Raw genomic sequence first — 26,546 nt, forward strand, 5'->3', positions numbered from 1 at the left:
ATCAAGCCAACTATGACGATAGTTGGCTTTTTTTTATCTTCTTCTTGAAATTTTCCCCTCCAAGCGGTTCAATACACATTGGCAATGTAAATAATGGACTAGGCATGAGCACAAAAAAACAAATATTAGTCGTTGATGATGATATTGAGATCAAAGAGTTACTCAGTGAATATCTCGATCAAGCTGGATTTTCAGTGCTGACCGCCGGTGAAGGCAAAGAAATGCAACGCGTCTTGGCCACCAATACGCCCGATCTGATTGTCTTAGATGTGATGATGCCTGGTGATGATGGTTTTACCTTATGCCAAAAAATTCGCCGAACCTCACAAGTACCTATCATCATATTAACGGCAAATTCTGATGAAGCAGATCGCATAGTCGGCTTAGAAATTGGCGCTGATGATTACATGGCTAAACCGTTTAGCCCGCGAGAGTTACTGGCGCGCATCAAAGCCTTATTACGCCGTTCAAGTTATACCAAACCAACCCAAGGTCGTTATTTTATGTTTGCTCATTGGAAGCTTGATACACTAACCCGCCAATTAATTAATCAACATGATAACGCGACAACAGAACTGTCAGGCAGTGAATTCAATATGCTGAAACTATTTGTGACTAACCCGAATCAAGTACTGAGTCGGGATGCCCTTTCGGATGCGACCCGCGGTCGAGAAGCGCTGCCCCTTGAGCGAGGCATCGATATTCAACTGAGTCGTTTACGTCAAAAACTGGGCGATAACAGTAAAAGTCCGACCTTGATTAAAACCATTCGCGGACGCGGCTATGTGTTGATCACCGAAGTTTCTTATGACGATTAAAGAGCATCTTTACCGCCTGCTACCCAGTTCTTTAGTCTCGAGAATGTTATTACTGACGCTGTTATCCATCGCCACAGCGCAGTTGATTTCAACCAGTATTTGGTATAATTTCAGTAAAGACCAAGAACTTGAAGGCTTAAAAAATACCGCGGAGAGTATGGCGCAAAACATCGCTTCTACAGCCACCTTTTTTAACTCATTACCCTTGCAATATCGTCATATTGTATTAGAACAATTACGCGATTTTGGTGGCAGCCGCTATTTTGTATCATTAAATGAGGTCGAAATTAATATCGAACCCGTTGCCAACAGCGAAATGAAACGCATCGTACTCGATGAATTTCAACGTGTGCTCGGTGATAAATTGGGTCATAATATCATTATTAAAACGGATTTTTCTCACCCAAAAAATCTGCATGTACTCAATAACGATACCTTACTGTCTGAGCTGCCAAAATCATGGGCACACTACTCTCTCACCTTCGAGCCACTTAATCCTCCCGTATTAGTCATACAAATGATGTTAGCCCCAGATGAATGGTTATATATCGCCGCGTTACTCCCCGCCCCTTATGTCTCTCTTGACGATAGTATCGTGAATAATGAGCAGGTGTTTTTTATCTTTTTGATCACGGCTAATTTGATGTGGATGATCTACGTATTAATGCGCTGGCAAACTAAACCACTAAAAAAACTTGCCGCTGCAGCAGCAACATTAAGCCAAGATTTGGACCAACCTCTGCTTGAAGAAAAAGGTGCATCGGAATTAGTGATTGCGACGAAAGCATTTAACCGTATGCATTTGCGCATAAAACGTTATATTGACGATCGTGAGCGTCTATTTCGTTCTATCTCTCACGATTTAAAAACCCCCATCACGCGATTACGCTTACGAGCCGAATTACTCAATGACGATGTAAAAACCGCGAAATTCAATAAGGATCTCGATCAATTAGAGATGATGGTTAAAGGCGCGCTACAGTGTGTCAAAGATACCGATATCCACGAAAACAATACCCTGATTGATATCCAAGAATTACTGTATGAAATCACCGACCACCATAATCACAATGAAGAAAAAGTCACCTTTGAATTCCTTGAAATGGCCATTCACTATCATGGAAAACCACTTGCGATAAAGCGCTGTTTAACTAATCTTGTTGAAAACGCGATAAAATATGGCGAGTTTTTACACCTAATCGTCGAGCAACAGCAAGAGCATATCGTCATCTGTCTCATTGATTCTGGCCCTGGTATTCCAGAAGATATGTTAGAAGATATATTCACGCCCTATACACGGATCGCCACCGACACGGACGGCTCAGGTTTAGGCTTAAGCATTGCACGCAATATCGCCAGCGCCCATGGCGGCACATTAACCTTACACAATAGAGAAAATTCAGGATTAAAAGTGATCTTACGACTCCCACACAAACCCTCATCACGAGTAACGTCATGAGTAATAGCATCTCACCATTGTTTATATTATTGAGTAGCTTATTCACGTTTTCTGCCACTGCTAGCCAAGTCGAAGTACTCCATTGGTGGACCTCCGGTGGTGAACTGGATGCACTCAGCGAACTACAAAATAAAGTCGAAGAAACCGACAATACCTGGCTCGATTTTGCCATTAAAGGTGGCGGTGGTAACAGCGCCTTAACAGTATTACGCTCACGCGCCGTTTCTGGTAATCCGCCTACTGCCGCTTTAATTAAAGGCCACAATATTCAAGAATGGGCTAAATTAGGATTTCTGACCTCGCTTGACGATATTGCCAAACAAGAACAATGGGATGCCAAGCTCCCCGAATTTATTAAGCCAGTGATGAAATACCAAGGGCATTACGTGGCAGTGCCGATTAATATTCATCGTATTAATTGGTTATGGTTCAATGCAACAATTTTTAACAACGCCAATATTGCCATTCCTCGCGATCTCGCCGAGCTGATCAGCGCATTACCACAGCTTGAAGTCGCTGGTTACTTACCGATAGCCCATACCTCTGAACCTTGGGCGGATGCAATATTATTTGAGTCGATCAGTTTATCAATTTTAGGGGCTGAGCAATATAAACAGGCTTTTGTCGACCTTAATCTACAAGTATTGGCATCACCAGCAATGATCCAAGCCTTTGCTAAATTACGCACTATATCGTTATTCATCGACGACAATGCCAAAAATCGAACTTGGGAACAATCCACTAAACTCTTGATTGAAGATAAAGCAGCAATACAAATTATGGGTGATTGGGTAGCAGGTAAATTACTCCAAGAAAAGCAGCAATTAAATACCAAGATCCGCTGTATTCCCTTCCCTGGCACTGCTGGTACATTTAGCTATAATGTTGATAGTTTTGCTTTTTTTAAATTAAAAAGTGTATCATCAGAAGTAAAGCAAGCGCAAAACACCCTAGCTAGTATCATATTAACACCAGCATTACAGCGTGATTTCAATGCCAAAAAAGGTTCACTGCCGATTATTGAGACCACTGATAAAAGTAATTTTAATGCCTGTACGCAGCAAGCGTATCTAGATTATCAACAAGCAACCCGAGACAATACATTAGTGCCGACTTTTTCTCAGGCAATGGCAACGACAACCTATGTGCAATCCGCAATAACACGGGTTATCAGTAATTTTATTTATGATAAAAGCATTACCAATCAAGCGGCAGTAGTACAACTCGTCAATGCCATTAAAGCCGCACAGTAACATTTTTATAAGGGACTCATCACGCATGCTACAGCCATGGCGAAAGCTGACTTATTTAACCGCCAACAGTAATTTTTTTATTGCGCTAAAAGCATTCTTAGCCTCCATCACCTTATTGATCCCGGGGTATGTGCTGGAACTTTCTGAATTATCAGTTACCGCCGTTCTCGGTATTGTGGCAGCGGTAATTTCAGAAGGTGATGACAGCATCAAACAGCGCATTATTAATAGCTTATTAACGCTTGTGTGTTTTACCTTATCATCATTATTAATCAGCCAGCTGTTCTCTTACCCGCTGTTATTTTTAATTGGCAGCTGCTTATTTAGTTTTGCGATCATCATTCTCGGTTCTTTAGGTCAACGCTATGTCACCATCAGTTTTGCCACCTTGATGATTGCGGTTTACACCATGTTAGGCTTGAGCCATGATGCTGAATTCGCAGCGATACTCACTACTGAAGTCGAATTTAATCCTTACTCTTTACTCCTCATTGCCGGTGCTGCTTGGTATTTTATTATCTCGACGGTGCTGCTTAAGGTCACTTTATATAATCCGATCAGAGAACAATTGGCCGAAATTTATTTTTCATTAGGTTTATACCAACAAGAAAAAGCCAAATTTTTCTCACAAACAAAACATGATCATAAAACCATTCGCCATACCTTATCGACGTTAAATATTAATATCGTCAATGCCATGACTGAATGTCGTACCAACATTGATTATCATATGGGGAGTAAAAACCTACCCCATGAACTTCAGCACTTGATCCACCTCTATCAAGAAGCCCAAGAATTACATGAAAAAATGACATCTAGCCATTTTCATTATGATTCACTAAAACGTAATTTAAATAATGATTTGATTATTAATGGTTTCGAACAGGTATTAAAGCAACTGGCCAGCGCTTGTACGCAACGCGGTAACGCCACACTATACAAACAAACTTATACACACGATCATGGCTTGACTTGGTCATTGGCTATTTTAAAACAAGAATTACTAACATTAGAAAAATCAGTACCATGGCAACTGTTTGGTCCACTGAAATTATTGTTTCGTAATTTACGCAAGGCTGATGAGCTATTAATTAACAGCGAACCCACAAGTGAGCATGAATGCTTAGCCATGGCACCACGTGAACGCCTATCGATAAAACAACGATTAGGTAACGCGTTGCATTTATCCAGCCCAGTATTTCGCCATGCGATCCGCTTAACCATCGGCATCGCATTGGGGATAGGGATTATTTTCGCCTCTGAACTACATGGTTATTGGGTGGTGTTAACCACATTATTTGTACTACAGCCCAGTTACAGTGCGACGCGAGTTAAATTAAAACAGCGTATTTCCGGTACGTTAATGGGCATCATCATAGGTGCAACCTTGTTATACCTGTTTCCAACAGAGCGTAGCCAGTTATTTTTATTAGCGATATCGGCATTCCTGTTCTTTTATTATTTACGTCAAAATTACAGCAGAGCCGTTACCTATATTACCTTACTGGTTTTATTGGCATTCAACGTGCTTTATCAGCAAGGTTATGCTGTCTCGATCCCGCGCATTATCGATACCTTAACCGGTTGTAGTATTGCCTACTTACTGGCTAAGTTAGTCCTACCGAACTGGCAGTATAAGCAATTCCCTAAATATTTGGTCGAAGCGATCACCGCTAATCAGGCTTACTTCCATGAGATCATCAATCAATATATCTCGGGGAAAAACAATGAATTACCATATCGAGTGTCACGCCGTAAAGCCTATATAGCGGATAGCCACTTGACCGCTTCTTGGAAAGATATGCAGGTTGAACCCACCGATAAACGCCATAAGCTAAATCATGTTTACGATATTTCTCGTCGTAACCATGCCATGCTATCGGCATTGTCAGCATTAGGCGTACACAGAAATAAAATGATTGATACAAGATTACAGCAAGATTTACGCTTAGTGGAGCAAATGATTACCCGTGCGTTAGCACAAACCAAAAGCACTATTTTGTCACCACTCAGTGACCATGATTTTTATATTAGTGAACTCGAGGAGTTACTCCAACGTTATGAAAATGATGATGATAAACATACGCTGTTATTAATGCAGAAGCTTAAACAGATAGCAGAAATTACTGAAGAGTTACAGGTTATGGCCAATGAAATGAATGTTGTTACCGAGACTCTTGCACGTACTTAGCGTGCAAGCGTCATAAGCCTATTGGCTATAATCGTGATACGGATTATCTTGCACTAACTTGATGGCGTTTACAAAGCCTTGTAAACGCACTTCTTCAGTCGTGATATTCACGCCACTTTCGTCAATAACTGCATTACCAAATTCATAACGAATATTTTCATCGCCAAAACAAGCCTTGTGATCATTAGCTTGAGCCGTTTTTTTAACCTGATTGTTTTTTTCCTGGTAAGCACTGACTACTGACGCACCGTATTTATTTTCAAGCATGGTTAATGTTTGCTGAGGAGATAACACCAAACCACTGGCATTATTACCGCCAAAACCTTTCGCATTTAAGATCACCGCTTTCATCTCGTGACCTTTATCGCCAACAAATTTATGGTCGGTTAAGATGTGTAGATTTTTTTGATGTACGTCATCGGCAATATGGTCAATGGTTTTAATCCCAGGGATCCAGCCGTGTTGCCACACCCCCAACGACGCCACAAGTTGATCGCCCGCCGCCGCGCCCATGGAATGACCAACATAAGATTTTATCGCTGTCACCGGCCAGTTTTTAATATTAAAGCTGGTCGCGACTTGACTTAATATATGACTTTCCGTCACCCTATTTTGTGGCGTTCCAGTACCGTGAGCTTGGACAAAAGTATGCTGTAAACCCGCCTCGCCTAAAATGGCTTTAGCGAGTGCAGTTGCTTTTGCCACCGTCACATAATTACCAATACCCGGCGCTGAAATTGATTTTTTATTGGCATCGGCATTAATAAATACATCGGCAACAGAACCATAAATAGACACGCCTAACTCTAAAGCCAGCTCATCATCCATCAATATCACAAACTGTGCTGACTCAGCCATGGTAAAACCAGCATTCGTTGAAAATGGACGACAGGCGCGGCGGTTATCAACGGCATCACTGTTATCCAATGCTTTTAACTGTTCATCTTCTGCTAACGCGCCCATCACACGGAAACCTTCCATAACGCCAGTTTCAACCGGTGCTTCAGCATTACCAACGATAGCGACTCTTGCTTTACCAGACTGGATGTCTAACATTCCTTGACGCAAGTTATATAAGAAACTCGCGCAAGCCCCCATGTTGGTGCCAGTAGTCCCTACACTATTGATCACATAACTATTAATGAAGTCTGCAGGCATTTCTGCTAACGCCATCGCCATCATTTTGGTACTAACGCGACCACCTTTAAAATAAGCCGACAGCATCCCGGCAAATGAATTTTCATCTACTTGGCCGAGTGCACTGCCTGCGTACACAGAGACTTCATCAGGATTAATTAATTTGAGGATATCATCCCAATCAATGCCCAGTGAATTAAGTGCATCAGACGCACCATAAACAGTTAGTTTTAAACCACGAGGGTGCGAACGTGAATTGTATAACTTATCTAAATCGAAGCCCGTTGGAATATTACCGGCACTTGATACCGGGTAAGTAATGGAGTCATTAATCAACACCTCAAAATCACCGTCGACAACAACTTCAACGGTGTTATTATCAACGTCGGTAAGTGACCAGTTAGCTGGAATAGTTTGTGGCAATTTTGATTTTTTTAATTGAAATGTAATAGGCTCAGCACTAGGTGCTAATTTAGCTTTACGCTGAAAAGGCACCGCATCTGGATCAAACGTGGTGGTACGGCGTACTAAGGTGCCAGCTTTGATCTGGGCAATAATGTCAGCGTTAATATCACTCGTATCTAACCCCATACGCTGGGCGAGATCTTGCCAAGTACTTGCCATGACATCATCTTGCAGGACATCACACACTAAACGCTTATAACTGTGGAAACCAGAACTACGTCCAGCTGCATTTATCCCACCTAAACCAACAATTAACGCTAACTTTGCCATTTTATTACATCTCAATTCGAATCTCAGCTATTGCTTGATAGTCTAGCAAGTTATACTAACAATACACTTTCAACTGTGCCAATAACCCTGACTAACGTGCCAGTGCAGATTATTAGCCTATAAAAACCAGACGCAGAACCATAAACAAATAAATATACTAAGTTTAAATACCACGCATAGGACCTTGATGTGAAAATTGGATTCGTACTTTATGATAAAGCGTTAGTTACCGGGATCTCCTTAGCCGCAGAAATGCTATCCGGCGCGTCACGCTTACGCGATCGAAAAACCCAACATCAAGATCCGCTCGAAATAAAATTAATTTCGACCACTTTAGAGGCTAAGTCGCTCACCGCAGGATTACGCTTACAACCCGACCTCACTTTTTCTTGCGAACAAGATTTTGATCTGGTCATCTTCCCTCCAATGTGGGGAAACCCTTTAGTATCAATAATTAAACATCCAGAAATAATTCCTTGGTTACACCAACAATATAACAAGGGGGCGAAAATATTATCGACAGGTACCGGGGTTTGTTGGTTAGCCGAAGCCGGTTTGCTGGATGGCTTACCAGCAACAACACACTGGTATTTTTACGATCAATTTAGTCAACAATACCCACAAGTAAAACTCAATCGTCAAGCCTCTATCACCGCGGCAAATGGCTTGTATTGTGCAGGCAGTATTAACTCACAATCAGAAATGATGTTATTTTTAATTAATGAAATGTTTGGCAAGAAGATCGCCAGCGTGATTGAAAATCATTTTTCCCATGAAATCTCACGCACTCAACAACAACCTTTTTATCAAGTTGGCGGCCAAGTGCAATTCGATGAGTCAATTGCCCTCGCACAAGACTGGATGCAACGTAATATGGCAAAAGCGATCACCAATCAAAGGGTGGCCGATGTGTGTCAATTACCGCTGCGTACTTTTAATCGCCGCTTCAAAGAACAAGTAGGACAAACCCCAAATCAGTTTCTGCTAACCCTGAGATTAGAGACAGCACAAGTATTATTACGCGACTTTGGCCTTACTATGTGTGATGTCGCCGAACAAGTGGGTTTTCGTGACACTTATTATTTCAACAAGAAATTCCAACAACACTTTGATATGGCTCCAAAACAATATCGAGACATGGTAAAAGCCAAAGTTTTTGCCGTTTAACGGCTTGATAATAGTTCTCATTCATATTATTATCCGCGTAAATCCAAGCCCAAAGTGGTTATTTATGTACGTATGTATTTGTCGCGGTATTACCGATAAGCAGCTGATTAAAAGTATTGATAACGGTGCTAACACAATGAAAAAAATAAGCGGAGAGCTTGGTATCGGTAGTCAGTGTGGCAAGTGTTGCCAATGCACGAAACAGATCTTAAATCAGACCTTAATCAAACAAGCGCAACAACAGCCACTGGTTGCCTAGTTACATTTTAGATTGTAAATAGTTATCTAACCCCTCATGACCAATCAGATATTGCTGACTTTCAATCCAGTCAATTTGCTCTTCCACTTCTTCTAAGATCTCAGTGGCGATATCACGACTAACAAAGTCATTATTTTTTTCACATTCTTCAATCAAATTTTGCAAAACGACGCGAATACTCAACTCTAGCTCAATATTCAGCTGCAACATTTCAACGGCCTCTTCGCCGATAGTCAAACGACCTAAGTCCTGTAAATTCGGCAGCCCTTGCAAGAATAAAATACGATTAATTAACTTATCTGCTTGCTTCATCTTTAAAATTGACTGCTTGTAATCCGCTTTATCCAATCCCTCCAAGCCCCAATTTTTATACATTCTGGCATGTAAGAAATATTGATTGATCGCAACCAGCTTACAACCTAGCGCCTTATTTAATAACATGAGGATATTTGTATTGCCTTGCATAACCGACTCCTGAACGATAGATGGGGTAATACGATAATAATTAACTGCCCATATGTGATTGGATATAATTGGATAAACTAATTTTCTTAATCAATCCCAACTGTTGCTCTAACCAGTAAACATGATCTTCTTCAGTATCCGCCAGTAATGGCAACAATACTTCCCTGGTTTGATAATCACCTTCCTCTTCGCATACTTTAATACCGGCACGTAAAGCACCAACAACTTCCATTTCCAGCACCAAATCATTCGCTAGCATACTCGGCACATCACTGCCAATTAATAAATCTCGGCGATCTTTTAAATTTGGCGTTCCCTCAAGAAATAAAATACGTTTAATGAGCGCATCAGCATGGGTGATCTCTTCTTGCATTTCATGGTTAATACGTTCATATAATTTTTCTAATCCCCAATCCTGATGCATACGGGAATGCGTAAAATACTGATCAATTGCCGCTAATTCATTGTGCAATAATCCATTAAGGGTGGTGATAACCTTGGTATTACCGTTCATAATCAACTCCAATAAACAGATAGTAGAATTAAGCTTAGATAACAATTGAAGTTTTACCATGACAATATATAAAATGAGGAGGGCTAGATAACAACACAGAGGGCGATATACACCCTCTGCTATTTTTACTTGTTATCGTCGTCATGTTTGATTTTTTCGGCTTTATTTTCAGTATTGTCTTCTTCGACAAAATAATCACTTAATTCGACCCAAACTGCGATCCCAACAATGCTCAAAACCCCGAGCCAAGTACCAGTGTCAGCAATAGGTACTTCCATGAGCATAATTAATAAAGAAAAAAAAGCGATTGAAGAATATACTTTTAGTCTGCCACTGGCTTGTAGTAACATACACACTCCTTGTTGATGGTTACTTAACGGTGCAAGATAAACATCACACAATTATTAACAATTTAACAACATAATCATGATTTACCAATACGTAATTACGTCTACTCATTAATGTTAGTCTAGTTACGTATATTGACCACATAGAGAAACCTGATGAATCCATTATTTTCAAATCCAGAACATGAACTAGATGCCCTTGGTTTACGCTGTCCAGAACCGGTGATGATGGTACGAAAAACAGTAAGAAAACTCGATGAAGGTCAAACGTTATTAATTATTGCTGACGATCCAGCGACAGTGCGTGATATCCCCAGCTTTTGTCTGTTTATGGATCACACCTTAGTGGCCAGCCAAACAGAGCAACTGCCGTATCAATATCTGATTAAAAAAGGCGTAAGCTAGCCCTCGACACACGCGAGTATCACCTTGGCATATTCGCGTCCCCTCGATACCCGTCCCACTTTTCTAACCAAGCCTTACTAAGCAAGTTAAAATACCTGAAAACCACCCTAACAAGACCAAATATTGTAATTTATCCTATATTCATATCTGCGCAGCAGGTATACTTTGATGATTATTTCTTTGCTTTATTGTGCAGATATCATGTCAAAATATAATGTTAAAACTTTTCAAGGGCTGATCCTAGCGCTGCAGGATTACTGGGCTCGCCAAGGTTGTGCGATTGTACAACCATTCGATATGGAAGTAGGTGCAGGCACCTCTCACCCAATGACGTTTTTACGTTCATTAGGGCCAGAACCTATGGCATTTGCTTACGTTCAACCATCACGTCGTCCTACCGATGGCCGTTATGGTGAAAACCCAAACCGTTTACAACACTACTATCAGTTTCAAGTAGTGCTTAAACCATCGCCAGCAAACATCCAAGAATTGTATTTGGATTCACTGAAAGAAGTGGGTCTTGATCCATTAGTTCACGATATTCGCTTCGTTGAAGATAATTGGGAAAACCCAACATTGGGAGCCTGGGGTCTGGGTTGGGAAATCTGGCTAAACGGTATGGAAGTATCGCAGTTTACCTACTTCCAAGCAGTTGGTGGTATTGAGTGTAAGCCGGTTACCGGTGAAATCACTTATGGGCTTGAACGTCTTGCGATGTATATCCAAGAAGTAGACAGCGTCTATGACCTAGTATGGACTGATGGTCCACTGGGTACCGTTACATACGGTGACATTTTCCACCAAAATGAAGTTGAACAGTCAACTTACAACTTCGAACATGCCAATGTTGATTTCCTATTTACTCTCTTTGATGAAAGTGAAAAAGAAGCGCAAAAGCTGCTAGATTTAGAAGTGCCGCTACCACTACCAGCATACGAACGCATTCTTGATGCTGGCCACGCATTTAATATGCTAGATGCGCGCCATGCAATCTCAGTGACTGAACGTCAACGTTATATTCTACGTATCCGCACCCTTTCTAAAGGTGTTGCACAAGCGTATTACGCATCTCGTGAAGCGTTAGGCTTCCCGTTATGCAACAAAGAAAAATAGGAAGTAGCATGGCAACTGAAAATTTATTAATCGAGATTGGTACTGAAGAATTACCACCAAAATCGTTACGCACATTAGCAGAAGCGTTTGCTGCAAACTTCCAAGCGGAACTAAAAAAAGCCGATTTAGAATTTTCGGAAGTGAGCTGGATGGCAGCACCTCGCCGTTTAGCGTTAACAGTAACAGCACTTGCAGACTCTCAAGCGGATAAAGTAATCGAAAAACGCGGTCCTGCGGTTTCTGTGGCATTTGATGCCGACGGTAATGCAACGAAAGCGGCGCAAGGTTGGGCTCGTGGTAATGGTATTACTGTTGAGCAAGCAGGTCGCATTAAAACCGACAAAGGCGAATGGCTACTGCATAAATCTGAAGTTAAAGGTAAAGCAACACAAGTGCTTGTCGCAGACATGGTCGCAACAGCATTAGCTAAACTACCCGTAAGCAAGCCGATGCGTTGGGGTAGCAGCCCTATTCAATTCATCCGCCCAGTGCATACAGTAACGATGTTATTTGGTGATGAAGCGCTTGCAGGTGAGATCTTAGGTATTAAAGCGGCACGTACTATTCGTGGACACCGTTTCCTCGGCAAAGGTGATTTTGAATTACCACACGCTGATAACTACGTTGATCTACTTGAAGATCACGGCATGGTAATGGTTGATTACGCACGCCGTAAAGAGGTAATTCGTCAGCAAGTTATTGCCGCTGCAGAAGAACACGGCGGTGTTGCTGAAATCGACGACGCCCTACTTGAAGAAGTCACGTCGTTAGTCGAATGGCCAGTAACATTAGTCGGTAACTTTGAAGAACGTTACCTAGACGTACCAGCAGAAGCCCTTATCTACACAATGAAGGACAACCAAAAGTATTTCCCTATGCTCAGTAAAGACGGTGTACTGTTACCTAAATTTATCTTTGTTTCTAACATCATCAGTAAAGATGTGAGACAAGTAATTGAAGGTAACGAAAAAGTTGTACGCCCTCGCCTAGCGGATGCTGAATTCTTCTTTAATACAGATAAGAAACGTACATTAGAAAGTCGTCTTGCTGATCTAGAAACGGTTATATTCCAAAAACAGCTGGGTACGTTAAAAGAAAAATCACAACGTATTTCAGCTCTAGCCGCTGCGATTGCAGGTAAAATTTCGGCCAATACTGAACACGCACAACGCGCAGGTCTACTGGCTAAAGCTGACTTAATGTCAAACATGGTGGTAGAATTCCCTGACGTGCAAGGTGTGATGGGCATGCACTATGCACGTCACGACGGTGAAGCAGAAGAAGTCGCAATCGCACTTAACGAGCAATACATGCCGCGTTATGCGGGTGATCGCCTACCTGAATCATTAGTTGCTTGTTCGGTAGCACTTGCTGATAAACTCGATACACTGGTTGGTATCTTCGGTATTGGTCAGATCCCTAAAGGGGATAAAGACCCGTTTGCACTGCGTCGTGCTGCGATTGGTACATTGCGTATCATTATCGAAAAAGATTTGCCTTTAGATCTTGTTGATTTAGTGGATACCGCAAAAGTATTATTCGGTGACAAACTATCAAACCAAAATGTATCAACGGATGTGGTTGCATTTATACTTGGTCGTTTCCCTGCATGGTATAAAGATGCCGGTATCAGCGTTGATGTCATTCAAGCAGTACTTGCGCGTCGCCCAACTAAACCCGCAGATTTTGATAAGCGTGTGAAAGCAGTAAATCACTTCCGTGGTTTAGATGCTGCAGCAACATTAGCGGCAGCGAACAAACGTGTTGGTAATATCCTGGCTAAATTTGAAGGTGAACTAAATACAACGGTCGATACATCTCTGCTGCAAGAAGATGCAGAAAAAGCATTAGCCGCTGCTGTGGAAGCGAAAGTTGAATTACTCACGCCATTATTTGCCGCGGGTGATTATCAACAAGCACTAACAGAGTTATCTGAATTACGCGATGTTGTCGATACATTCTTCGACAACGTGATGGTCATGGCTGATGATGAAGCGCTTAAGATTAACCGTTTAACATTGCTCAATACACTGCGTAACCAATTCTTAAATGTAGCGGATATTTCTCTATTACAGAAGTAACTGTTAATTAAAATTAGTCTTACGTATAAAAAAGCCAGCATCGATGATGCTGGCTTTTTACTATCAACTCTCTTTTCAACGTAAACATTCACGACACCAACAAACACGGCCATGTAATTCATCATGTTCCACGTGGAACATCGACTATTTCACTTTCTTCAACCGCCCTGTTAGCCCGGCTGAATAACGCCAAACGTGATCAAATATTTTCATTAACTCTGGATTACCTTGTGATGATAATGAAATAGCATGATAGCGATTTTTTTGCGCTTTAATTGCACGTACTTTATCAGCCACATGGGTTGGTAATTTCTGCGCTATAAAATCAGAAATAACGATGGTATCAGCATTTTTATATTGTGCCGAACTCATCAACTCCAGTGATTTTTCAATGACAGGTTGCAAGTCGGTGCCACCACGAAAGCTGGATGACAAGAACGTCAGCATGGTTGATAGACTGGTGCTTTGGGTAACCGGAAACGTGATCACCTCATTCGAGAACATCATCAAGTAGCATTGACGCCGTTGTTCAAATGCGATCTGTAATAACGCATAACAAATCGATTTAGCCGTGAGTTCAGGAAAACCTTGCATCGATGTTGAGCTATCTACACAAATAATAAAAGGCCCGCCCGTTTGCTCATCAGCATCGGTAATATCATGATACTGGGTTACTTTTTTATACTGTTGCAGTGCACCTTGATACTGATAAGTTAATAAATGACGCTCAATATAACGTTTATAAAAGATGATTTCTAACTCAGGAAACGTTAAGTTAACCGCTTCGGTTTGCAACATTCGTGAGATCTCATCACTGTAAGTCACGCCTTGCATATCATCTGGCACATTATCTTGATAGCTATTATCCAATACCCAAGTTTCATAACTGTTTGGCGTTTCTTCCGGATTAATGTGCGCCAGTGCCATGCGTCCAAGCTCAGAGGCAATTTTTTTAACGTCTTTGTTCTTACGTAAATTAACCGCATAACGTTGCAGTAATTGGGTATCTAAATGGGTCAACTTACCTTTCGCCAGATCCCATAAACGCTCGCCATTGCACAGCAGATCACTATCAAGCACATCTTCTAGCTGCTCAATGGTTTCTTCACGTTCGGCTAACTCAATCAGTAACTGTTCTCGTTTCTCTTCAATTAAACGGCTTTGTTCTTGATAAAGCAGTAACTCAATGGCTTGCTGCCAACTATCTAAAAATACCGCAAAGAACACATTATCCGGCATGCTTCTGTTTTGCTGATAGATAGTTAAGCCGGTATTATAAAATGCCGATTCGGCTTTTATCTTACTTAAAATACCTTCAACTTTATTTCTAAAGTTGCTCGGACTCAATAAACGAGCTGTTTCACATAAATGAATTTCATTGCTCAAACCAGCAGGTAATGGCATATCCGCTAATAAGCTCATGATCTGCTGCTTCCAATCATCAATGTACGCCAGCTTAATATCACTGGTGACGCGATCACGGGCGGTAATATCGAACAAGGCATCATCAACTAATTGTCGAATTGCGGGACTGTGATTATGAGAATGAGCCATACCAATTAGCCTTGTTCAAACAAATGCGCAATGGCATTCAAACGGTTTAATAGCGATGCTTTGCGTTGCACTAAGTTATTTAACTCTAATGATAAAGAGCCAAGACTGCTTGCCACATCCTCCATAAAATCCTCACTGACAAAAATATTATGATTAGTTAAGCTAAACTCGTGCTGGCTTTTTTTCAATTTATCCGCAATTGCCGTGATCTCGTTATCAATTTTAGCTAAAGGTTGTAACCAGTTCTCATCAATATTCAATGCGGCATCAGAGACAATTACAGCAACAGGAATACTCTTATTGGCAAAGTTTTGGATCTGTAAATGCTGATTCGCATCCACAGAAAAGTTTAGCCACACATCATTACGATGATCATTCACGTAGCCTTTCACTAAACAAGAACCTCTGCGGATCTGTTTTTGAAAATCATCCAGTCCAACATGCACCCATTTTGCCGTTTCTTGTGAGCCCTGCTCTAATACATCGTACTCGCCAAGTAAGGCTATCTTACATAAACCTGGGATACCATTCAGGCTCGAGGTGCGAACGAACTCACGATCTAATTTATACCGTAATTTAGTCAATAACACATCAGCGGTTAAGCGAGTGGCAAAGCGATCAATAAACTCAGTATCGAGTTTAATCAACCGATTCTTGATACTTGTTAATGCTGAGTTAACTTCATCTTGATCACAAAAACGCTTACTCGCAAATTGGTGCGTTGCTTCGATAATAACATCACGCGATTCCAGATCATGCCAAATACAATCTTTAAGCACAAATAGATCGGTTTCGGTTACTTCATCACGACCATTAAAATAAGCACAGGCTTGCAACAGACGCATTGATTTTTTCCAACGTCGATCAGATACATACACCGACGATGCAATCATCTCGCCGCTGGTATTACGTTGTTCTAAAAATAATTTAAGCTCGTAGATAATCTCAAAACAATGCTCACTCAGACGTACTTCATTAATCTCATGCTGCCAGAGTTCAAACTCTTCATTACTCACTTTCACGATCTTATCGTTTACTTGACGTAATGGCTTCTGAATTAACATGGCTTTAAAATTACGCTTATCTTGAATCGGCTCTAAATATAAACGGAGTAACATACGATCATACAAGGCTTCTAAACCGGAATCGGCACTTGGTAATTCATTTGATGCCGAAACGAGAACGCGCATTGGTACTTTCTGATGCTCGATACCATTATGGAAGGTACGCTCATTGATCACCGTTAATAAAGTATTTAAGATCGCCGGTCCCGCTTTCCAGATTTCATCCAGGAATACGACTTCCGCTTCAGGCAAATAACCTTGTGTGAGACGTACATATTTACCTTCATCTTTCAGTGCTTTAATTGATAGCGGACCAAAGATCTCTTCCGGTGTTGAAAAACGTGTCATTAAATATTCGAAGTAACTTTCAGCTTCAAAAATTTCACTCATACGTTTCGCGATCAAGCTTTTGGCAATCCCAGGCGGGCCTAATAAAAATACACTCTCACCACTCAGGGCTGCTAATAAACATAATCTTATGGCATCTCGACGTTCATAAATACCATAAGAAAGATGATCTATTAGTGTTTCAATACGTTCTGATAACAAATTTCTTTGCATAGGAATAAGCTCTTCGTGCCTTTTAAAAGACTGTGATTGTAATGTTAGAGCTCAACCTTACCTTATCTATCGCGGACAATAAATACATAATTAGTAGACTATTTCTTTTTGTTATTACGACTTTATTATTCAGTACTTTTGGCTATAAGCACACAGCGTCAATCCGTCTTTTAGATGATGTTCCACGTGGAACATATCACCGCTAAAATCCTTTTGTTTCACGTGAAACATTACCGGTAAGAAAAATAAATTAGCCGTTCTCGAGCTCTCGACAAGCGCTTAAAGTTCCGCTATGTTGGTTGTTTACCCTTTTAAATAATTACAAGAAGTGCTGATATGGAATTCTCATTGTTTGGTCAAAGATTTACTAAATTCTCAGGCATCACGCAGCTAATGCATGATCTAAATGAAGGCATCCGCAGCGGTGATGATGTCATCATGCTTGGTGGTGGTAACCCTGCTCAGATCCCTGAGATGCTGGCGCGCTTTAGCAGTGAAGCACAACAACTATTAAGCAGTGGCGATCTGGTTACAGCAATGTCCAACTACGATGGTCCACGAGGAAATAACCGTTTCACCACAGCACTTGCTACATTATTAAATAAAACTTACGACTGGGAATTAACCGATAAAAACATCGCCCTGACCAATGGCAGCCAAAATGCCTTCTTCTACCTATTCAACTTATTCGCCGGTGACTTTGCTGGCAATAAGAAAAAGAAAGTATTGTTCCCGTTAGCGCCGGAATACATAGGTTATACCGACACGGCACTGAGCGATGATTTTTTTGAGACGGTGAAGCCTAAGATTGAATTACTTGATGATGGTTTATTTAAGTACCATGTTGATTTCGACAACCTGCATATTACCGACGATATTGGTTTAATCTGCGTATCGCGTCCCACTAACCCAACCGGTAATGTATTAACGGATGAAGAAATGCAGCGCCTTGATACGCTCGCCAGACAACATAACATTCCACTGCTGATAGATAACGCTTACGGCACACCGTTTCCAAATATTATATTTGAACCAGTAGAACCCATTTACAACGACAATACTATCTTATGCATGAGTCTTTCAAAACTCGGCTTACCCGGTACCCGGTGTGGTATCGTGATTGGTAATGAAGAAGTGATTTCCGCTATCTCGAACTTAAGCGGTATTATTAACTTAGCACCCGGTAGCTTAGGGCCAATGCTGGCACAAAACCTGGTTGAATCTGGTGACATCATTAGCTTAAGTGAAGACGTGATCAAACCTTACTATTATGCCAAAGCACAGCAAGCCGTGACTTGGTTACAAGACAGTATTACCGATGCACGCTTCCGCATTCATAAACCGGAAGGCGCAATCTTCTTGTGGTTATGGTTCAAAGACCTACCGATCAGCAGCCAAGAACTATATGAGCGTTTAAAAACACGTGGCGTTCTCATCGTATCGGGTCATCATTTCTTCCCAGGTTTAGATGAAGAATGGCGTCATACCGATGAATGTATCCGCATGAATTATTCGCAACCCGATGATGCGGTACAACGTGGGATAAAAATCATTGCCGAAGAAGTACAAAAAGCTTACGCTGAAATGGTCGTAATAAGTACAGCGACCGCTTAATCTGAATAGCATAAGCCGGATTTAATATTAATGCCATAATCAACAGATACAAAAAAGGAGCCTATCGGCTCCTTTTTAATACATTAAATATAGCAGATTTAGAAATCTAAGTTAGCTACTTTTAATGCGTTTTCTTCAATAAATTCACGACGCGGTTCAACATGATCACCCATTAAGGTGCTGAACAGTTGATCGGCTGCCACAGCATCTTCAATACGCACTTGCAACATACGACGCGTGTCAGGATCCATGGTTGTTTCCCATAACTGACTCGGGTTCATTTCACCTAGACCTTTATAGCGTTGAATATAACTACCACGTTTCGATTCAGCCATTAACCAGTTTAGCGCTTCAACAAAACTGGTTACTTCACGAGTCTTATCACCACGTTTAATATAAGCGCCTTCTTCAAGTAAATTGGCGATACCTAAACCAGTCAGCATCGCGTATTCTTTTGACTTAAAGAAACCAGGTGTGAAGTCATAGTCATTATCTAGACCATGTTGGCGAATAGATAATATCGGATAGAATAACTGACTCGCTTCATCTTTAACAATACGTGCAGAGTACAAGGTACCCGACATTTCTTTCGCGGTTAACGTGGCAACTAGCTCTTCAGCCCATGCCATCGTTAGCGCTTCATCGTGTAGCATCTCAACGGTTAGTGGCGCCTGATAAATAATTTCGTTAGTAAACACTGTTGGTAAACTACGATTTAGCTTCGCCATTAATTTTTCAATCTTACGGTAACCAGTCACTAAAGCTTCTAACGCTGTACCTTGAATTGCAGGCGCATCTGGATTAACAAACAAACCCGCATCGTCTAATGCGATCGTGGTGAGATATTGAGTTAAGTCCGCATCATCTTTAAGGTAACGTTCTTGTTTACCCTTCTTCATTTTATATAGTGGTGGTTGAGCAATATAGATATAACCACGTTCAATAAGTTCCGGCATTTGGCGGAAGAAGAAGGTCAACAATAAAGTACGGATATGCGAACCATCGACGTCGGCATCCGTCATGATAATAATTTGATGGTAACGTGTTTTATCTGGATTATATTCATCACGACCAATACCACAACCCAGCGCTGTGATTAAGGTGGCGACTTCTTGTGAAGATAACATTTTATCAAAACGGGCTTTTTCTACGTTTAAGATCTTACCTTTCAACGGTAGAATAGCTTGATTTTTACGATTACGTCCCTGCTTAGCAGAACCGCCCGCAGAGTCACCTTCCACGATATACAGTTCAGAAAGTGCCGGATCTTTTTCCTGACAATCAGCCAGTTTACCAGGTAATCCCGCTAAGTCTAACGCACCTTTACGACGTGTCATATCACGTGCTTTACGTGCTGCTTCGCGCGCGCGCGATGCATCGATAATTTTAGTTACCACGATTGCCGCTTCTTTCGGGTTTTCTAGCAAGTATTCTGCTAATTTTTCACCCATCGTTTGTTCAACCGCTGATTTCACTTCAGAAGAAACTAATTTATCTTTAGTTTGTGAAGAGAATTTAGGATCCGGTACTTTCACTGAAATAACAGCAGTCAGACCTTCACGGGCATCATCACCCGTTGCAGTCGAAGATTTGGCTTTTTTCAGGAAACCTTCTTTTTCCATGTAATTATTCAGGGTTCGCGTTAACGCACCACGGAAACCGGCAAGATGAGAGCCACCATCACGTTGCGGAATATTATTCGTAAAGCAATAAATAGCTTCTTGGAAACCATCGTTCCACTGCATCGCAACTTCAACAGTAATGCCATCGTCACGTTCCACAGAGAAGTGAAATGCGTCTTTATTAATCGGGGTTTTGTTCACATTTAAGTAATCAATAAATGCCTTAATACCACCTTGGTAAACGAAATGATCCGATTTACCATCTTCACGTTCATCAATTAGCTTGATTGAAACACCCGAGTTCAAGAAAGATAATTCACGTAAACGTTTAGCTAAAATATCATAATGGAATAATGTATTGGTAAAGGTATCATGACTTGGCCAAAAACGTAATTTAGTCCCAGTGCCCTCGATAACACCCGTCGCTGCCATTGGCGCCTCAGGTACACCGTGACGATATATTTGGTTATGGATCTTACCGTGACGGAAGATCGTCAGTTCCAGTTTGGCTGATAATGCATTTACAACAGAAACACCAACCCCGTGTAAACCACCTGAAACTTTATAAGAATTGTCATCAAATTTACCACCGGCATGCAATACCGTTAAAATAACTTCGGCAGCAGAGACTCCTTCCTCATGAATATCAACCGGAATACCACGACCATCATCACTAACAGATACAGAACCATCGTCATGTATTGTCACTACAATATCAGTACAATGACCCGCTAATGCTTCATCGATAGAGTTATCAACAACCTCAAATACCATGTGATGTAAACCTGAACCATCATCAGTATCGCCAATATACATACCGGGACGCTTACGCACCGCGTCCAAGCCTTTCAGTACTTTAATACTTGAAGAGTCGTAATTATTTTCAGACATAGTTAAGCTCTCGCGCCTTTATATTTAAAATTCAATTAATTTGCCATGTTCCACGTGAAACATTTTACAGTCCTCCGTTAAGAGAGCTGTTACCTGACTTTTATCAATAGCCGTAACAAATACTTGAGCCTTACTCTCAATCAGATACTGCGCCAGCAACTTCCGTTTACTGTCATCAAGTTCTGAGGAAAAGTCATCGATTAAAAAAGTGCATCGCTTATTGCTGTGCTGACTTAAAAAAAGTCCCTGACTTAATCGCATTGCGCACACGGCCAATTTAAGTTGACCTCTCGATAAAATATCATGTGCCGGTACTCCGTTCGCTCTAATTCGGATATCCGCTTTTTGCGGACCTAAGCTAGTGTAACCTAACTGTTGATCGCGCATAAAATTTTGTTTTAATAATGCAGCTAACTCGATATTGCGATCCCACCCTTGATGGTAGCGAATATCAAAGTCATATTCGGGTAAGAAGTCTGCCAAGGCAGATTTAATGATCGGAATAAGCTGTTCAAGATAACGCCTACGCATCTGCGCAATAATAGTCCCTTGAACTGCAAACTCCTTATCCCAATATGCTAACTCAGCATAACGCTTGCCCGACTTTAAAATAGCATTACGCTGTTTTAATAATCGAGTTAGTTTTGCCCACGTCGCAAAAAAATCAGTTTCCAGGTGGAACACCCCCCAATCAACAAATTGTCGACGTAATTTAGGGCCACTTGAAAGTAAGGTAAAACTTTCTGGGTGAATTAATTGTAGCGGTAATATCCCCGGTAACTCAGCAAGTCGCTCTGCTTTTTGTCCGGCAATTTTTAATTCGGTATCACTGTTTTTTGATTTTTTTAATCCAATCGTGGTGATCCTGTCATCATTTAATCGTTGCCGACATTCTGAAAATAAAGTGAAATCCTTCTCACCATGGTGAACCACGCGACTGGTTAAGTGTGTGCGAAAAGAACGCCCCAATCCTAAATAATGAATCGCTTCTAATACACTCGATTTACCACTGCCATTGTCACCCAGAATAATATTAATACCCGCTCCAGGTTGCATGGATGCATGTTTAATATTTCTAAAATCAGTGAGGTTTAGCTTAACTAGTCCCATCTACACTTATAACCGCATTGGCATAACAACATACAGTGCTTGATCAGATTGTTCATCTTCGATCAATGCACTGCTGTTTGCATCGGATAACGATATTTTAATTTTTTCACATTTAAGTGTATTCAGTACATCTAAGACATAACTTACATTGAAACTGATCTCTAACTCATCATGTGCAAATTCAACATCAAGTAACTCTTCCGCTTCTTCTTGCTCTGGGTTGTTCGCCGTGATTTTGAGTAAGCCCTGATTCATATTCAAACGTACACCACGGAATTTTTCATTCGATAAAATAGCCGCACGTGAAAATGCTTGTTTTAATTCTTCACGATTTGATATTAACATCTTATCGGCATTTTTTGGTAATACCCGACGGTAATCAGGAAAACGACCATCAACCAATTTACAGGTAAAAACAAAACCGCTGGTAATAGCCCGAATGTTATTCGACCCTAATTGGATCTTAACCATGTCTTCTTCACTGTCTAACAAGCGCACTAACTCTAATACACCTTTACGCGGCACAATCACTTGCTGTTGCTTTAAGTTGGCATCATGCTCACAGCTGGCCACTGCCAGACGGTGGCCATCGGTAGCCACGGTACGTAATATATTGCCTTCCGTTTCAAACAACATACCGTTAAGATAATAACGTACATCCTGACTGGCCATCGAAAACTGAGTATTGTCAATCAATCGACGTAATGAACCTTGTCGCAGTTCAAATTCAATATCGTTATCCCAATCTTCAATATTTGGAAATTCAGTTGCCGGTAATGTGGATAATGAAAAACGACTACGTCCTGATTTCACCACAATACGATCATTCGCATAACTCACTTGAATTTGCGCACTGTCCGGTAAACCACGACAGATATCGAGGAGTTTTTTCGCTGGTACCGTAGTGCGCCCTTCAGTAAACTCACCATCAAGAGTAACTTGACCAATTAATTCAACTTCCAGATCGGTACCGGTTAACGATAACTTACCCTCTTTGGCATCAAGTAACACATTACCTAAAATCGGCAGCGTTGGGCGATTAGACAAGGCACCCGATACCAACTGTAGCGGTCGTAATAATGCTTCGCGATTAATTGTAAATTGCATGTAATATAACCTTTTTTACGACGATAGGGTTCTAATCAAATTAGAGTAATCTTCTTTAATATCGTGATTTTCTTCTTTCAGTTGCACGATCTTACGGCAAGCGTGTAATACCGTAGTATGGTCCCGACCACCAAACGCATCACCAATTTCCGGTAAGCTGTGATTAGTTAATTCTTTGGCTAATGCCATTGCGACTTGACGCGGTCTCGCCACAGAGCGACTACGACGCTTAGATAATAAATCCGCCATTTTAATCTTATAATATTCAGCCACTGTCTTTTGAATATTATCAATCGTCACTAACTTTTCTTGTAGCGCTAATAAGTCACGTAATGCTTCACGAACAAAATCAATATTAATCGCACGACCCGTAAAGTTAGCATTGGCGATCACGCGATTCAATGCCCCTTCCAGTTCACGTACATTTGAACGTAAACGTTTGGCAATAAAGAACGCCACTTCATCGGGTAAATGAATGTTACTTTCAACCGCTTTACGCATTAAGATGGCAACGCGGGTTTCCAGCTCTGGTGGTTCAATAGCAATGGTTAAACCCCAACCAAAACGCGATTTCAATCTATCTTCAACGCCGTCTATCTCTTTTGGATAACGATCGGACGTTAAAATGATCTGTTGATTGCCTTCAAGTAAGGCATTAAAAGTATGAAAAAATTCTTCCTGTGAACGTTCTTTTTTGGCAAAAAATTGAATGTCATCAATCAATAATGCATCAACACTGCGGTAATAATTTTTGAATGCTTCAATGGCATTGTTCTGCAGAGCTTTCACCATGTCTTGTACAAAACGTTCAGAGTGCATGTAGATCACTTTGGCATTGGGGTTTTGCGCTTTAATACCATTACCAACCGCGTGTAATAAATGCGTTTTACCTAAACCTGTGCCACCATATAGAAATAACGGGTTATAAGCACCACCCGGATTACTCGCCACCTGCTGTGCGGCGGCACGAGCTAATTGGTTTGACTTACCTTCAACAAAGTTGTCAAAGGTATAATTCAGATTAACATTACTACGGTGATTGATGGTTGGCTGTTGTGGTGAACTGGATTCCCACGGATCGGTTTGTGGGAAGCGCATAACTTTGGCCGCCACCACCCGATCAATCTTAGTTGTAGCTTGCCTGATTATCGTTGGTTTACCACCGATATCGAAACGCAAGATAGGCGCGTCAGCACCACAAAATTCATCAAATAATGCGGTGATGGAATTAAGGTACTTATCACGAACCCAATCAAGAACAAAACGGTTCGGAGCATACAAGGTGAGAGTACTATCGGTAAGTTCGGCTTTCAGTGGGCGTAACCACATACTGAATTCAGTAGCAGAAAGCTCATTTTGTAAGCGCGAAAGGCATTGCTGCCAAAGAGAAACTGACACTCTCCACACTCCAGATTAATAATAAAGAATAATAGATTATTTTACTGCTAATTGTGCATAAGCGCTAGCATGAATAAACAGTTATCCACACAAAAGTAAAATAAAAACCAATAAGGTGCCAATACATATGAAAAAACCGGTAAATATAATTAATCACACTATCTTTTAGCAATTACTTATAACTAAACGCTATTTATAATTCATTTTACATTAGAATATCATGCACCCATCAAACATATAATTTTAGTCATCAGGATGGACCATGAAAAAACTATTAATAGCAGCAGCAATGCTTGTAAGCACAACGTTAACGAGCGTAGCATATGCACAAGAAACAATTAAAGTCGGCATGTCAGGCAACTACTTTCCATTCACTTTTTCAAAAAACGATCAACTCCAGGGTTTTGAAGTTGATTTATGGGAAGAGATCGCGAAGCGTAATGATTCAAAAGTAGAATTCATCACGGTTAATTTTTCCGGTCTATTCGGAATGTTAGAAACTGGTCGTATCGACACGATTTCAAACCAAGTAACCATTACCCCTGCACGAACCGCCAAATATGCATTTAGCCAAACTTACGTGTATGACGGTGCACAAGTAGTAGTAAAAAAAGGCAATACCGAAATTAACGGTATTAGCAACCTTGCGAACAAAACCGTGGGCGTAAACTTAGGGTCTAATTTTGCTGATTTAGTACGCAAATATGATACGAATAACAACATTACCATCAAAACCTACGACACAGGTATCGAACGTGATGTAGCATTAGGGCGTACCGATGCGTTTGTGATGGATCGTTTATCATCACTTGAATTAATTAACAAATCACCATTACCGCTGCAACTTGCAGGCTCAACGTTTGAAACGATCGAAAATGCAATGCCATTTTTGAAAACAGAAAAACAAGACGTGCTACGCCTAAAAGTGAATACAATTCTGGATAGCATGCGTGCAGATGGCACACTGGCTGCAATTTCAGAAAAATGGTTTTCAACGGATATCACTGTAAAATAAATGCAATTTAATTTTGAGTACATGCTAAACCTGTTCCCGATACTGCTTAAGTATTTGGGAACAACCATGCAGATGGCACTGATTGGTGTCGTCTTTGCCCTAATAATAGCCATTGGCTTAGCGGTTGTACGCACGTTCAAAGTGCCAGTATTCAATCAATTAGCGATGTTATTTATTTCTTTTTTTCGTGGCACCCCGCTCCTTGTCCAGTTATTTTTACTGTATTACGGTCTGCCACGCGTATTCCCAATATTGATCCACATGGATGCCTTTACCGCATCCGTGATAGGCTTAACCCTGCACTTTGCCGCTTACAAAGCAGAAACTATTCGCGCCGCCATTATGGCGGTGGATAAATCCCAGATGGAAGCCGCGTTGAGTACCGGTATGACCACGAGTCAAGCTATGCGCCGTATCGTGCTGCCACAAGCTGCACGTATTGCCACCCCATCATTGATGAATTACTTTATCGACATGATCAAAAGCACATCCCTAGCGTTTACGCTCGGTGTTACTGAGATCATGGCAAAAACCCAGATGGAAGCGTCATCAAGTTTTTACTTCTTCGAAAGCTACCTGGCGGTGGCGTTAATTTACTGGGCTGTGGTAATGGTCTTTACCCAAATGCAAGTACATTTAGAACGCTACCTCAACAGGGCCTATTAA

General features: G+C 41.1%; 22 protein-coding genes. 12 read left to right on the forward strand and 10 right to left on the reverse strand.

Annotated features, from left to right (window positions below; translation table 11 throughout):
* Nucleotides 1-104: 104 nt before the first annotated feature.
* From MORIYA_RS14005 to yccS, 4 genes are read left to right on the forward strand one after another with little or no spacing between them, the layout of a single operon-like run.
* Nucleotides 105-818, forward strand: coding sequence for a response regulator (locus tag MORIYA_RS14005; RefSeq protein WP_112716082.1), 714 nt, complete (start codon nt 105-107; stop codon nt 816-818).
* The gene (locus MORIYA_RS14010; protein WP_112716084.1) at nt 808-2,277 is read left to right on the forward strand and encodes an ATP-binding protein; all 1,470 of its coding nucleotides are present in this window, start codon (nt 808-810) and stop codon (nt 2,275-2,277) included. The genes MORIYA_RS14005 and MORIYA_RS14010 overlap by 11 nt, the downstream gene beginning before the upstream one ends.
* A complete protein-coding gene (locus MORIYA_RS14015; RefSeq protein WP_112716086.1) occupies nt 2,274-3,530 on the forward strand; it encodes an ABC transporter substrate-binding protein in 1,257 nt (418 codons plus the stop codon). The genes MORIYA_RS14010 and MORIYA_RS14015 overlap by 4 nt, the downstream gene beginning before the upstream one ends.
* Nucleotides 3,531-3,555: 25 nt before the next feature.
* Nucleotides 3,556-5,721, forward strand: coding sequence for a YccS family putative transporter (gene yccS, locus MORIYA_RS14020; RefSeq protein ID WP_112716088.1), 2,166 nt, complete (start codon nt 3,556-3,558; stop codon nt 5,719-5,721).
* An 18-nt stretch (nt 5,722-5,739) separates the two neighbouring features.
* Here the strand turns inward: yccS and MORIYA_RS14025 are convergent, their stop codons facing one another.
* Nucleotides 5,740-7,593 (reverse strand): beta-ketoacyl synthase, encoded by a 1,854-nt coding sequence (locus tag MORIYA_RS14025; RefSeq protein WP_112716090.1) that lies wholly within the window; start codon nt 7,591-7,593, stop codon nt 5,740-5,742.
* 189 nt (nt 7,594-7,782) lie between these two features.
* On the opposite strand from MORIYA_RS14025, the gene MORIYA_RS14030 reads away from it, so the two are divergent.
* Together MORIYA_RS14030 and MORIYA_RS14035 are read left to right on the forward strand one after the other, a co-directional pair.
* A complete protein-coding gene (locus MORIYA_RS14030; RefSeq protein ID WP_112716092.1) occupies nt 7,783-8,760 on the forward strand; it encodes a GlxA family transcriptional regulator in 978 nt (325 codons plus the stop codon).
* A gap of 64 nt (nt 8,761-8,824) precedes the next feature.
* On the forward strand, nt 8,825-9,019 hold the full coding sequence (locus MORIYA_RS14035) for a (2Fe-2S)-binding protein (protein ID WP_112716094.1): 195 nt from the start codon (nt 8,825-8,827) through the stop codon (nt 9,017-9,019).
* Here MORIYA_RS14035 and bfr (MORIYA_RS14040) read toward each other — a convergent pair whose 3' ends face one another.
* The 3 genes from bfr (MORIYA_RS14040) to MORIYA_RS14050 all read right to left on the reverse strand — a co-directional run bounded on the left by bfr (MORIYA_RS14040) (nt 9,020) and on the right by MORIYA_RS14050 (nt 10,348).
* Nucleotides 9,020-9,484 (reverse strand): bacterioferritin, encoded by a 465-nt coding sequence (gene bfr, locus MORIYA_RS14040; protein ID WP_112716096.1) that lies wholly within the window; start codon nt 9,482-9,484, stop codon nt 9,020-9,022.
* A gap of 40 nt (nt 9,485-9,524) precedes the next feature.
* Nucleotides 9,525-9,998 (reverse strand): bacterioferritin, encoded by a 474-nt coding sequence (bfr, locus tag MORIYA_RS14045; RefSeq protein ID WP_112716098.1) that lies wholly within the window; start codon nt 9,996-9,998, stop codon nt 9,525-9,527.
* Between the two features lie 125 nt (nt 9,999-10,123).
* Nucleotides 10,124-10,348 carry a hypothetical protein gene (locus tag MORIYA_RS14050; RefSeq protein ID WP_112716100.1) on the reverse strand — a complete coding sequence of 75 codons (225 nt, stop codon included), beginning with the start codon at nt 10,346-10,348 and terminating at the stop codon, nt 10,124-10,126.
* 153 nt (nt 10,349-10,501) lie between these two features.
* Between MORIYA_RS14050 and tusA the strand changes: the two genes are divergently transcribed.
* The 3 genes from tusA (at nt 10,502) to glyS (ending at nt 13,944) form a co-directional block, all read left to right on the forward strand.
* A complete protein-coding gene (gene tusA / locus MORIYA_RS14055; protein WP_112716102.1) occupies nt 10,502-10,750 on the forward strand; it encodes a sulfurtransferase TusA in 249 nt (82 codons plus the stop codon).
* A 201-nt stretch (nt 10,751-10,951) separates the two neighbouring features.
* Entirely contained in the window at nt 10,952-11,863 is a 912-nt protein-coding gene (gene glyQ, locus MORIYA_RS14060; protein WP_112718615.1) for a glycine--tRNA ligase subunit alpha, read from the forward strand.
* A gap of 8 nt (nt 11,864-11,871) precedes the next feature.
* A complete protein-coding gene (gene glyS / locus MORIYA_RS14065; RefSeq protein ID WP_112716103.1) occupies nt 11,872-13,944 on the forward strand; it encodes a glycine--tRNA ligase subunit beta in 2,073 nt (690 codons plus the stop codon).
* A 144-nt stretch (nt 13,945-14,088) separates the two neighbouring features.
* Here the strand turns inward: glyS and MORIYA_RS14070 are convergent, their stop codons facing one another.
* Nucleotides 14,089-15,498, reverse strand: a complete 1,410-nt coding sequence (locus MORIYA_RS14070) for a vWA domain-containing protein (RefSeq protein ID WP_112716104.1) — start codon at nt 15,496-15,498, stop codon at nt 14,089-14,091.
* Nucleotides 15,499-15,503: 5 nt separating this feature from the next.
* Nucleotides 15,504-17,123 carry an AAA family ATPase gene (locus tag MORIYA_RS14075; RefSeq protein ID WP_112716106.1) on the reverse strand — a complete coding sequence of 540 codons (1,620 nt, stop codon included), beginning with the start codon at nt 17,121-17,123 and terminating at the stop codon, nt 15,504-15,506.
* Nucleotides 17,124-17,459: 336 nt separating this feature from the next.
* Here MORIYA_RS14075 and MORIYA_RS14080 point away from each other — a divergent pair, with 336 nt between their 5' ends.
* Nucleotides 17,460-18,737 (forward strand): valine--pyruvate transaminase, encoded by a 1,278-nt coding sequence (locus MORIYA_RS14080; protein WP_112716108.1) that lies wholly within the window; start codon nt 17,460-17,462, stop codon nt 18,735-18,737.
* Nucleotides 18,738-18,835: 98 nt separating this feature from the next.
* Here the strand turns inward: MORIYA_RS14080 and gyrB are convergent, their stop codons facing one another.
* Genes gyrB through dnaA form a run of 4 tightly spaced genes read right to left on the reverse strand, consistent with a single transcriptional unit; the run spans nt 18,836 to nt 24,865 of the window.
* The gene (gene gyrB / locus MORIYA_RS14085) at nt 18,836-21,250 is read right to left on the reverse strand and encodes a DNA topoisomerase (ATP-hydrolyzing) subunit B (protein WP_112716110.1); all 2,415 of its coding nucleotides are present in this window, start codon (nt 21,248-21,250) and stop codon (nt 18,836-18,838) included.
* A gap of 24 nt (nt 21,251-21,274) precedes the next feature.
* A complete protein-coding gene (gene recF / locus MORIYA_RS14090) occupies nt 21,275-22,360 on the reverse strand; it encodes a DNA replication/repair protein RecF (RefSeq protein WP_112716112.1) in 1,086 nt (361 codons plus the stop codon).
* A 6-nt stretch (nt 22,361-22,366) separates the two neighbouring features.
* On the reverse strand, nt 22,367-23,467 hold the full coding sequence (gene dnaN, locus MORIYA_RS14095) for a DNA polymerase III subunit beta (protein ID WP_112716114.1): 1,101 nt from the start codon (nt 23,465-23,467) through the stop codon (nt 22,367-22,369).
* A 15-nt stretch (nt 23,468-23,482) separates the two neighbouring features.
* Entirely contained in the window at nt 23,483-24,865 is a 1,383-nt protein-coding gene (gene dnaA, locus MORIYA_RS14100; RefSeq protein WP_112716116.1) for a chromosomal replication initiator protein DnaA, read from the reverse strand.
* Nucleotides 24,866-25,127: 262 nt separating this feature from the next.
* On the opposite strand from dnaA, the gene MORIYA_RS14105 reads away from it, so the two are divergent.
* The gene (locus MORIYA_RS14105) at nt 25,128-25,880 is read left to right on the forward strand and encodes an amino acid ABC transporter substrate-binding protein (protein ID WP_112716118.1); all 753 of its coding nucleotides are present in this window, start codon (nt 25,128-25,130) and stop codon (nt 25,878-25,880) included.
* A 21-nt stretch (nt 25,881-25,901) separates the two neighbouring features.
* Entirely contained in the window at nt 25,902-26,546 is a 645-nt protein-coding gene (locus tag MORIYA_RS14110) for an amino acid ABC transporter permease (protein ID WP_112718617.1), read from the forward strand.

It is taken from the genome of Moritella yayanosii, assembly GCF_900465055.1.
Taxonomy (GTDB): Bacteria; Pseudomonadota; Gammaproteobacteria; order Enterobacterales; family Moritellaceae; genus Moritella; species Moritella yayanosii.

What these genes read in the sequence shown, in the direction of transcription:
- MORIYA_RS14050 (WP_112716100.1), bottom strand. Translation starts at nt 10,348, where the DNA reads ATGTTACTACAAGCCAGTGGCAGACTAAAAGTATATTCTTCAATCGCT.
- glyQ (WP_112718615.1), top strand. Translation starts at nt 10,952, where the DNA reads ATGTCAAAATATAATGTTAAAACTTTTCAAGGGCTGATCCTAGCGCTG.
- recF (WP_112716112.1), bottom strand. Translation starts at nt 22,360, where the DNA reads ATGGGACTAGTTAAGCTAAACCTCACTGATTTTAGAAATATTAAACAT.
- MORIYA_RS14075 (WP_112716106.1), bottom strand. Translation starts at nt 17,123, where the DNA reads ATGCAAAGAAATTTGTTATCAGAACGTATTGAAACACTAATAGATCAT.
- tusA (WP_112716102.1), top strand. Translation starts at nt 10,502, where the DNA reads ATGAATCCATTATTTTCAAATCCAGAACATGAACTAGATGCCCTTGGT.
- dnaN (WP_112716114.1), bottom strand. Translation starts at nt 23,467, where the DNA reads ATGCAATTTACAATTAATCGCGAAGCATTATTACGACCGCTACAGTTG.
- yccS (WP_112716088.1), top strand. Translation starts at nt 3,556, where the DNA reads ATGCTACAGCCATGGCGAAAGCTGACTTATTTAACCGCCAACAGTAAT.
- MORIYA_RS14010 (WP_112716084.1), top strand. Translation starts at nt 808, where the DNA reads ATGACGATTAAAGAGCATCTTTACCGCCTGCTACCCAGTTCTTTAGTC.
- MORIYA_RS14005 (WP_112716082.1), top strand. Translation starts at nt 105, where the DNA reads ATGAGCACAAAAAAACAAATATTAGTCGTTGATGATGATATTGAGATC.
- MORIYA_RS14105 (WP_112716118.1), top strand. Translation starts at nt 25,128, where the DNA reads ATGAAAAAACTATTAATAGCAGCAGCAATGCTTGTAAGCACAACGTTA.
- MORIYA_RS14110 (WP_112718617.1), top strand. Translation starts at nt 25,902, where the DNA reads ATGCTAAACCTGTTCCCGATACTGCTTAAGTATTTGGGAACAACCATG.
- bfr (WP_112716096.1), bottom strand. Translation starts at nt 9,484, where the DNA reads ATGCAAGGCAATACAAATATCCTCATGTTATTAAATAAGGCGCTAGGT.
- MORIYA_RS14035 (WP_112716094.1), top strand. Translation starts at nt 8,825, where the DNA reads ATGTACGTATGTATTTGTCGCGGTATTACCGATAAGCAGCTGATTAAA.
- MORIYA_RS14070 (WP_112716104.1), bottom strand. Translation starts at nt 15,498, where the DNA reads ATGGCTCATTCTCATAATCACAGTCCCGCAATTCGACAATTAGTTGAT.
- glyS (WP_112716103.1), top strand. Translation starts at nt 11,872, where the DNA reads ATGGCAACTGAAAATTTATTAATCGAGATTGGTACTGAAGAATTACCA.
- bfr (WP_112716098.1), bottom strand. Translation starts at nt 9,998, where the DNA reads ATGAACGGTAATACCAAGGTTATCACCACCCTTAATGGATTATTGCAC.
- MORIYA_RS14015 (WP_112716086.1), top strand. Translation starts at nt 2,274, where the DNA reads ATGAGTAATAGCATCTCACCATTGTTTATATTATTGAGTAGCTTATTC.
- MORIYA_RS14025 (WP_112716090.1), bottom strand. Translation starts at nt 7,593, where the DNA reads ATGGCAAAGTTAGCGTTAATTGTTGGTTTAGGTGGGATAAATGCAGCT.
- gyrB (WP_112716110.1), bottom strand. Translation starts at nt 21,250, where the DNA reads ATGTCTGAAAATAATTACGACTCTTCAAGTATTAAAGTACTGAAAGGC.
- MORIYA_RS14080 (WP_112716108.1), top strand. Translation starts at nt 17,460, where the DNA reads ATGGAATTCTCATTGTTTGGTCAAAGATTTACTAAATTCTCAGGCATC.